The following is a 7,937-nucleotide window of genomic DNA, read 5'->3' as shown; positions in this document are numbered from 1 at the left end:
TCATCGAAGGGGTTCATCGACATCTTTACGTTGGCCAGATCGACACCGGAACCGTCCGCCTTCACGCGGGCCTTCACGTTATAGTCGATCACGCGCTTGACTGGCACGAGGACTTTCATCGTTATTTCCTTTCCTGATCGCTCATTTCGTCGAAGCCCCAGACCCCCTCGCCCAGTGCGGGCGCGGCCCGGTCGAGTGCCAGCCCCACATCCGAGAACAGGATGGGTGTGCGCAAGCCCGCGATGCCTTCGGGGGCAATCCACAGCGCGCGGGCGGCGATCTGCGGGTCGGCCAATGCCTCGGCGACGTTGTTGATCGGCCCGGACGGCACCCCCGCCGCGTCCAGTGCCGCGATCAGGTCACCGCTGCGCCAGCCGGTCATTGCGCCGGTCAGCCGCGCGATGACATCCTCGCGGGCGGCAACGCGGGCAGGGTTGGTCGCAAAGCGCGGGTCCTGCGGCAGCTCCGGCAGGTCAAGCACGCGGCAGAGCGCGGCGAATTGCCGGTCATTGCCGCAGGCGATGATCAGATGGCCGTCGGCGGCGGGAAAGACCTGATAGGGCACGATATTGGGATGGGCATTGCCCAGACGATGCGGCACGCTGTCGCCCAGCAGCCAGTTCGTCGCCTGATTGGCCAGCACCGCCACCCCGCAATCCAGCAGCGCCAGATCGACATGCTGGCCGCGCCCCGTGCGGGCCCGCGCCGCCAGCGCGGCCTGAATGCCGATGACGCCATAGAGACCCGCGAACAGATCAATCCAGGCCACGCCGACCTTTTGCGGCTCGCCCTCAGGCGCCCCGGTCAGGTCCATGATCCCGCACATGCCCTGCACCATGAAGTCGTAACCCGCCTGCCCTGCACGGGGGCCGGTCTGCCCGAACCCCGTGACCGAAGCATAGACCAGCCGCGGGTTGAGCGCCGCGATGCTGTCATAGTCCAGACCGAAGCGGGCCAGCCCGCCGACCTTGAAATTCTCGGTCAGCACGTCGGCCCCGGCAATCAGCGCCTTCAGCCGGGCCAGATCATCCGGATCGTTGAAATCGCAGGTGACCGAGGTCTTGCCCCGGTTTGCGGCGTGGAAATAGGCCGCCACCCGTTCGGTCGTGCCGTCGGCGCGGGGCCGGTCGATGAAGGGCGGGCCCCAGCGGCGGGTGTCATCGCCTTCGGGGGCCTCGACCTTGATGACCTCGGCCCCCAGATCGGCCAGCGTCTGGCCGATCCACGGCCCGGCCAGGATGCGCGACAGTTCGACGACGCGCAGCCCCTTCAGCGGTGCCTCAGCCAAAGGCCTGTATCCCGGTCTGCGCACGGCCCAGAATCAGGGCGTGCACGTCATGGGTTCCCTCGTAGGTGTTCACCGTTTCAAGGTTCTGGGCGTGACGGATGACATGGTATTCGCTGGAAATGCCGTTGCCGCCATGCATGTCGCGCGCCATCCGGGCAATATCCAGCGCCTTGCCGCAGTTGTTGCGCTTGATGATCGAGATCATTTCGGGCGCGAAGCGGCCCTCGTCGAACAGCCGCCCCACGCGCAGGGACGCCTGCAGGCCAAGGGCGATTTCGGTCTGCATGTCGGCCAGCTTCTTCTGGAACAGCTGGGTGGCGGCCAGCGGGCGTTTGAACTGGTGCCGGTCCAGACCGTATTGCCGCGACCGGAACCAGCAATCCTCGGCCGCGCCCATGACGCCCCAGCTGATGCCATAGCGCGCGCGGTTGAGGCAGCCGAAGGGACCGCCCATGCCCTCGGCATTGGGCAGCAGCGCGTCGTCGCCGACCTCGACATCGGCCATCACGATTTCGCCGGTGATCGAGGCGCGCAGGGACAGCTTGCCCTCGATTTTCGGCGCCGTCAGGCCCTTGGTGCCCTTTTCCAGCACGAAGCCGCGCACCTTGCCGCCATGCGCCTCGGACTTGGCCCAGACGACGAAGACATCGGCGATGGGGCTGTTCGAGATCCAGGTCTTGGCGCCGTTCAGGACATAGCCGCCCTCTACCTTGCGGGCCTGCGTTACCATGCCCGCGGGATCAGAGCCGGCATCGGGTTCGGTCAGCCCGAAGCAGCCGATGAACTCGCCCGTGGCCAGTTTCGGCAGGTATTTCTGCTTCTGCGCGTCGTTGCCATAGGCCTCGATCGGGAACATCACCAGCGAGGACTGCACAGAGGCCATCGACCGATAGCCGCTGTCGATCCGCTCGATTTCCCGCGCGACCAGCCCGTAGGCCACATAAGAGGCGCCGACGCCGCCATAGGCATCGTCGACCGTGACGCCCAGCAGGCCCGCAGCGCCCATCTCGCGGAAAATCTCGGGGTCGGTCTTTTCGTTGAGATAGGCGTCGGTGACACGGGGCGCCAGCTTGTCGGCGGCAAAGGCCGCGGCGCTGTCGCGGATCATCCGCTCTTCCCCGGTCAGCTGGTCGTCCAGCAGGAAGGGGTCGGACCAGTCAAAGGCCGTGCCCTTGTGGGACTTGGTGGACATGCAGGATCTCCCTATCGCTTTGGCCTCGGTATATTCATTTGCAAAAGCAATGCAAAATACATAATTCTCATGTTTGCATGTATGGAGTGAATGATTTGCGGCACAGGCGGTATATTCCCAGCACAAGCCTGCTTCTTGCCTTTGACGGGGTGATGCGCTGCGGGTCGGTGACGCTGGCCGCGCAGGAACTCAGCCTGACCCAAAGCACGGTCACCCGGCTGATCCAGACGCTGGAGGCGCAGCTGGGACAGCCGCTGTTCGTGCGCCATCGCAAGCGTCTGGTTCCGACAGATGCCGCCGCGCGCTATTTCCGCGATGTGTCCGGCGCCCTCGACCTGATCCAGCGGGGCAGCATGACGCTGATTGCCAACCCGGACGGCGGCTCGCTGGATCTGGCGGTGCTGCCGACATTCGGAACGCGCTGGCTTGCGCCGCGCCTGCCGGATTTTCTGTCGGCCCATCCCGGCGTGTCGATCAACCTGACGACGCGTTTCAAGCGGTTCGATTTCAACACCGAGCCTTTCGACGCGGTGATCTTTTTCGGCGATCAGGACTGGCCCAATACCGAACATCTGAAACTGTTCGACGAACAGCTGACGGCCTGTGCCTCACCCGATCTTCTGCGGCACTCTCCCATCCACACACCCGCCGACCTGAAGCGGCTTGTCCTGCTGCAGCTTCAGACCCGGCCCGAGGCCTGGGCCGACTGGTTCCGGGGTCAGGGCGCCGAACCCGAACCCGTGAACGGGATGATGGTGGATCAGTTCTCGATGATGATCCAGATGGCGATCTCGGGTCTGGGGGTTGCCTTGCTGCCCGACTACCTCGCCCGGATCGAGATTGCCGAAGGCAGGCTGAGACCCATTCTCGAAGGCGCTGTGGCAGGCCGAGGCTCGTACTGGCTGAGCTGGCCCAGGCACAAGGAGAACCACAGGCCGCTTATATTATTCGGCGATTGGCTTGCGCGTCGCATTGCAGACCGGGATGGATAGGCGCCGGGGCTGGGCAGGGACCGCCATGGGCAGCTCATCTGCGGGTGTCGTGATCGTTCAAGACATCGCGGCGCCCGCTGGCTATCCACAGGCTGACTGCACATGAAAGGAACCAGATGATTTTCCGCTACACCATCCTTTATGTCGACCACGTCGCAACGACACTGGATTTCTACGAGCGCGCCTTTGGGTTGCGGCGGCTGTTTCTGCACGAGTCAGGCGATTATGGCGAGCTTGACACAGGGGTGACGAAACTTGCGTTCTCGTCGAAAAAGCTGATGTCCGACCTTGGCAAATCGCCCGGCGCGGCCGATTCGAAGGCTCCGGTTTTCGAACTGGCCTTCGAGACCGCGGACGTGCCGGACGCCCTGGCGCGGGCGATTGCGGCTGGCGCGGCGCTGGTGCAGGACGCCCGTGATGAGCCCTGGGGGCAGACCACCTGTTATGTCAGCGATCCGGACGGCTATCTGGTCGAGATCTGCTCACCCGTCCAGTTGCCAAGCGCCGGTTGACCCAACAGCGTCAGGGCCGCGCCGTCGCGCCGCAACTGCCGGGGCGTCTGGCCGAACCAGCGCAGCACCTCGCGCGTCATATGGGCCTGATCGCTGAACCCGCAATCGGCGGCGATGGCGGCAAGGGGCAATGGTCCGCCCAGATGCCGGACGGCCTGCCGCGCCCGTGCCAGCAGCCGCCAGTAATCCGGCGGTGGCAGGTCAAGCGCCTGAAACAGACGCTGCAGGCTCCGCGGCGACAGTCCCAGATCGCGGGCGACCCCGGCCACACCGGCGCCTGCGATGCACAGCGCGCGGATGGCGAGGTCGGCATCCTCTGACAATGCCAGATCATTGGCGATGATCTCTGCGGCCCGGTCCGGCCGGATGGTGATCGCGCGAAGGCTGGCATCACTGATCTGCGCGCCCGGGCGCAGCCTGTAGCCCTGCAGGTGGCTTCCCGCAGGAAGCGCGGCCAGCCTCGGGCGCAGATCGAAGGGCGTCAACCTGACCTGCGCCCGACCTGTGGCCTGTCGGACGATCACAACATCGCGGCACCCGTCCGGATAGACCGGCGCGCAGGTGCTGCCTGTGACATCATGCGTCCAGATCTGAAACATGTCGTCCTGCATCCCGGGGCAAACGATAGCCTCCGCTTCGTTTCCGCGCCAGTTCTGAACTCAGGTCCGACCAACTGATGTGCGGGTTGGCCGCGACTGCGCCCTCGCCGACCGCTTCGGCGGCCAGAGCGCTGAACCCGTCGGCAGGCGCGACGGCTGAAGGCGTCAGACCGATGCCCGATAGCCCAGTGAGGCAGAGATGAGATTCTGCGTGTAAGCGGCCTTTGCCGCGCCACGGCGCAGGGTGGCGACGTCCATCTCTTCGACGATGCGGCCACCCTGCATCACTGCCAGCCGGGTGCACATGTGACTGACGACGGACAGGTCATGGCTGACCATGACATAGGTCAGACCATGTTCGGCGCGCAGATCGGCGAGAAGATTCAGGATTTCGGCCTGCACGCTGACATCAAGGGCGCTGGTCGGTTCATCCAGCAACAACAGGCGGGGTTCGGCCGCCAGCGCGCGGGCGATCGCGACGCGCTGTCGCTGCCCGCCCGAAAGCTGGTGGGGATAGCGAAAGCGGAAGCCGCGCCCAAGGCCCACATCGTCCAGCAGCCTGACGATCCTCTGGTCGATCCGGTCCATGCCCTGCAGGCGCAGGGTCTCGGCCAGAACGGCATCGACGGAATGGCGGGGATGCAGGCTGGCATAGGGGTCCTGAAAGACCATCTGCACCGTCTTGAAAAACCCCCGGTCGCGCCGGTCGGTGGCCTGCGGCTGACCATCCACGATGATGCTGCCCGACCAGCTGGGGATCAGCCCTGCAATGGCGCGCAGGATCGTCGACTTCCCCGAGCCGGATTCGCCGACAAGGCCGAAATTCTCGCCCTGGGTCACGGAGAACGAGGCGTCTTTCACCGCCTCGACGCGGTCAGGGGCATCGCCGAACCAGACGTTCAGATCCTTGACGGTCAGCATGGGCCGACCTGTCGCAGCGGGGGTTTTGCACCCCCGCACCCCCGCAGGATATTTTCATGAAGAAGAAGTGGCATGGGTCACAGCCCTCCGGGCAGGTCGGTCTCGGCGCGGGGCGCCAGCACATCGCCGTCGCGCCATTCGTCCTGTCGTTGCAGGACCGAAAGACGATGAACGGGCGCATCCAGACGCGGCAGGCTGCTGAGCAACCCCCGCGTATAGGGGTGGCGGGCGTCATGCAGGTCCCTGGCGGCCAGTTGCTCGACAATGCGACCGGCATACATGATCAGCACCCGGTCGCAGAATTGCGACACGAGGTTCAGGTCATGGCTGATGAAGATCAGCCCCATCCCCCGGTCGCGCACAAGCCGGTCCATGATGTGCAGCACCTCGGTGCGGACCGAGACATCCAGCGCCGAGGTGGGTTCGTCGGCGATCAGGATCTGCGGATCGGGGGCCAGCATCATGGCGATCATGATGCGCTGACCCATCCCGCCCGAGACCTCGTGCGGATAGGCGTCCATGACCCGTCCGGGGTCGCGGATCTGCACGGCCTCCAGCATCTCAAGCGCCTTCTGGCGGGCGGTGTCGCGGGGGGCGCGGGCATGGATGCGATAGGCTTCGATGATCTGCTGGCCGACGGTCATCACCGGGTTCAGGCTGAATTTCGGGTCCTGCATGACCATGCTGATGCGTCTGCCCCGGACGGCGCGCATCTGCCGTTCCGGCAGGTTCAGGATGGATTTGCCCTCCAGCGTCAGGCTTTGGGCGTCCACCTGCCCCGGCGGACGGACCAGCCCCAGGATCGCCCGGCCGGTCATCGACTTGCCGCTGCCGGATTCGCCGACCACGCCCAGCCGTTCGCGGCCCAGATCAAAGCTGACCCCGCGCACGGCCTGAAAGCTGCCCTGACGGGTCGGAAAGGTCACGCGCAGGTCGCGGACCGACAGCAGGGGGGCGTCGTCTTCTGGAATCATGGCGGGGGTCATGACTTGTCTCCCTTGGGGTCCAGCACGTCGCGCAACCCGTCGCCCAGCAGGTTGAACGCCATCGAGACGATGAAGATCGCCAGACCCGGCATCGCCGCCACCCACCAGAAATCGAGGATATAGGTGCGCCCGTCCGAGATCATCGCCCCCCATTCCGGCAAGGGCGGCTGCGCGCCCAGACCCAGAAAGCCCAGCCCCGCCGCCGACAGGATGATGCCCGCCATGTCCAGCGCCACCCGCACGATCAGCGAGCTGATGCACAGCGGCCAGATATGGCGGATCAGCAGGCGCAGGCGGCCCGCGCCCTGCAGCCGCGCCGCGGCGATGAAATCGGCGTTGCGGATGGTCAGCGTCTCGGCCCGCGCCAGACGCGCATAGGGGGGCCATGCGGTCAGGGCCAGCGCCAGCACCGCATTGCCGATGCTGGGGCCAAGCGCCGCCACGAAGGCCAGCGCCAGGATCAGCTTGGGAAAGGCCAGGAAGATGTCGGTGATGCGCATCAGCACCTGATCGACCCAGCCGCCCGCAAAGCCCGCGACCGTGCCGATGAACAGCCCGATGATGGGCGCGATCAGCGCGACCGTGCCCACGATGAACAGCGTGATCCGCGAGCCATGGATCAGCCGCGAGAGGATGTCCCGGCCCAACGCATCCGTGCCCAGCCAGTTTTCGGCCGAGGGCGGTTGCAGCCGGCCCGCAAGATTCTGCGCATAGGGGTTCTGCGGCGAAATCCACGGCGCCAGCAGCGCCATGCCGATCAGCAGCACAAGGATGATCAGCCCCAGCATCGCCAGCTTGTTGGCGCGAAAGGTCAGCCAGCCCTGATAGATCGCCCCAAGCCGGGCCTGACGCCGGGTCTGGGGTGCGTCCGACAGCAACCAGTCGCGGCGGGTTTGGGTCGCAATGCTCATTTCGACCTCGGGTCCAGAACGCGGTAAAGCACGTCGCTCAGCAGGTTCAGCACGACAAAGCAGACGCCGATGACGACCGTGCCGCCCAGCACCGCGTTCATGTCGCCCGACAGCAATGCGCGGGTGATATAGCTGCCAAGGCCGGGCCAGCTGAAGATGATCTCGGTCAGCACCGACCCCTCCAGCAGCGATCCGAAGGACAAGGCGATCACCGTGGTCAGCGGAATGGCGATATTGCGGAAGGCGTGGCGCCAGATCACCGCACGCTCGGACATGCCCTTGACGCGGGCGGTGATGACATATTCCTGCGACAGCTGCTCCAGCATGAAGCTGCGGGTCATGCGGCTGATATAGGCGAGGCTGTAATAGCCCAGCAGGCTGGCGGGCAGGATGATGTGGGAAAACGCATTGCGGAACGCCGCCCAGTCCCCGGCCAGCAGGCTGTCGATCAGGATGCTCTGCCGACCTGGGCCACCGTGACCGGCCCGGGTGCCGGGACTTGCGGTCTCCGCTGTCCGGCATCCGACAGCGGCGCG

Annotated in this window: 8 protein-coding genes and 2 pseudogenes; 2 read left to right on the top strand and 8 right to left on the bottom strand. The window is 65.6% G+C overall.

What is annotated here, in order from left to right; all coding sequences use genetic code 11:
* The 3 genes and pseudogenes from ACK41U_RS01505 to ACK41U_RS01495 form a co-directional block, all read right to left on the bottom strand.
* A pseudogene (locus ACK41U_RS01505) lies at nucleotides 1-119 on the bottom strand (electron transfer flavoprotein subunit beta/FixA family protein); the annotation flags it as partial.
* A gap of 2 nt (nucleotides 120-121) precedes the next feature.
* On the bottom strand, nucleotides 122-1,288 hold the full coding sequence (locus ACK41U_RS01500) for a CaiB/BaiF CoA transferase family protein (RefSeq protein ID WP_409674855.1): 1,167 nt from the start codon (nucleotides 1,286-1,288) through the stop codon (nucleotides 122-124).
* A complete protein-coding gene (locus ACK41U_RS01495) occupies nucleotides 1,281-2,480 on the bottom strand; it encodes an acyl-CoA dehydrogenase (RefSeq protein ID WP_409674852.1) in 1,200 nt (399 codons plus the stop codon). The genes ACK41U_RS01500 and ACK41U_RS01495 overlap by 8 nt, the downstream gene beginning before the upstream one ends.
* Before the next feature lie 77 nt (nucleotides 2,481-2,557).
* Between ACK41U_RS01495 and ACK41U_RS01490 the strand changes: the two genes are divergently transcribed.
* Complete coding sequence (locus tag ACK41U_RS01490) at nucleotides 2,558-3,472, top strand: LysR family transcriptional regulator (protein ID WP_409674849.1); 915 nt, start codon at nucleotides 2,558-2,560, stop codon at nucleotides 3,470-3,472.
* A gap of 116 nt (nucleotides 3,473-3,588) precedes the next feature.
* Nucleotides 3,589-3,984, top strand: coding sequence for a VOC family protein (locus tag ACK41U_RS01485; RefSeq protein ID WP_409674846.1), 396 nt, complete (start codon nucleotides 3,589-3,591; stop codon nucleotides 3,982-3,984).
* Here ACK41U_RS01485 and ACK41U_RS01480 read toward each other — a convergent pair.
* The 5 genes and pseudogenes from ACK41U_RS01480 to ACK41U_RS01460 all read right to left on the bottom strand — a co-directional run.
* A complete protein-coding gene (locus ACK41U_RS01480; RefSeq protein ID WP_409674843.1) occupies nucleotides 3,936-4,583 on the bottom strand; it encodes a helix-turn-helix domain-containing protein in 648 nt (215 codons plus the stop codon). The genes ACK41U_RS01485 and ACK41U_RS01480 overlap by 49 nt on opposite strands.
* A 165-nt stretch (nucleotides 4,584-4,748) precedes the next feature.
* Nucleotides 4,749-5,504 carry an ABC transporter ATP-binding protein gene (locus tag ACK41U_RS01475; protein WP_409674840.1) on the bottom strand — a complete coding sequence of 252 codons (756 nt, stop codon included), beginning with the start codon at nucleotides 5,502-5,504 and terminating at the stop codon, nucleotides 4,749-4,751.
* A gap of 77 nt (nucleotides 5,505-5,581) precedes the next feature.
* A complete protein-coding gene (locus tag ACK41U_RS01470) occupies nucleotides 5,582-6,490 on the bottom strand; it encodes an ABC transporter ATP-binding protein (RefSeq protein WP_409674837.1) in 909 nt (302 codons plus the stop codon).
* On the bottom strand, nucleotides 6,487-7,401 hold the full coding sequence (gene nikC / locus ACK41U_RS01465) for a nickel transporter permease (protein WP_409674834.1): 915 nt from the start codon (nucleotides 7,399-7,401) through the stop codon (nucleotides 6,487-6,489). The genes ACK41U_RS01470 and nikC overlap by 4 nt, the downstream gene beginning before the upstream one ends.
* Nucleotides 7,398-7,877 (bottom strand): annotated as a pseudogene (locus ACK41U_RS01460) (ABC transporter permease); the annotation flags it as partial. The pseudogene ACK41U_RS01460 and the gene nikC, both read right to left, overlap by 4 nt.
* Nucleotides 7,878-7,937 lie beyond the last annotated feature (60 nt).

The sequence above is a fragment of the Paracoccus sp. (in: a-proteobacteria) genome, assembly GCF_046289755.1.
Classification (GTDB): Bacteria; Pseudomonadota; Alphaproteobacteria; order Rhodobacterales; family Rhodobacteraceae; genus Paracoccus.
Note: the sequence above shows the minus strand (reverse complement) of the source record. Positions and strands in the feature narration are given on the sequence as shown.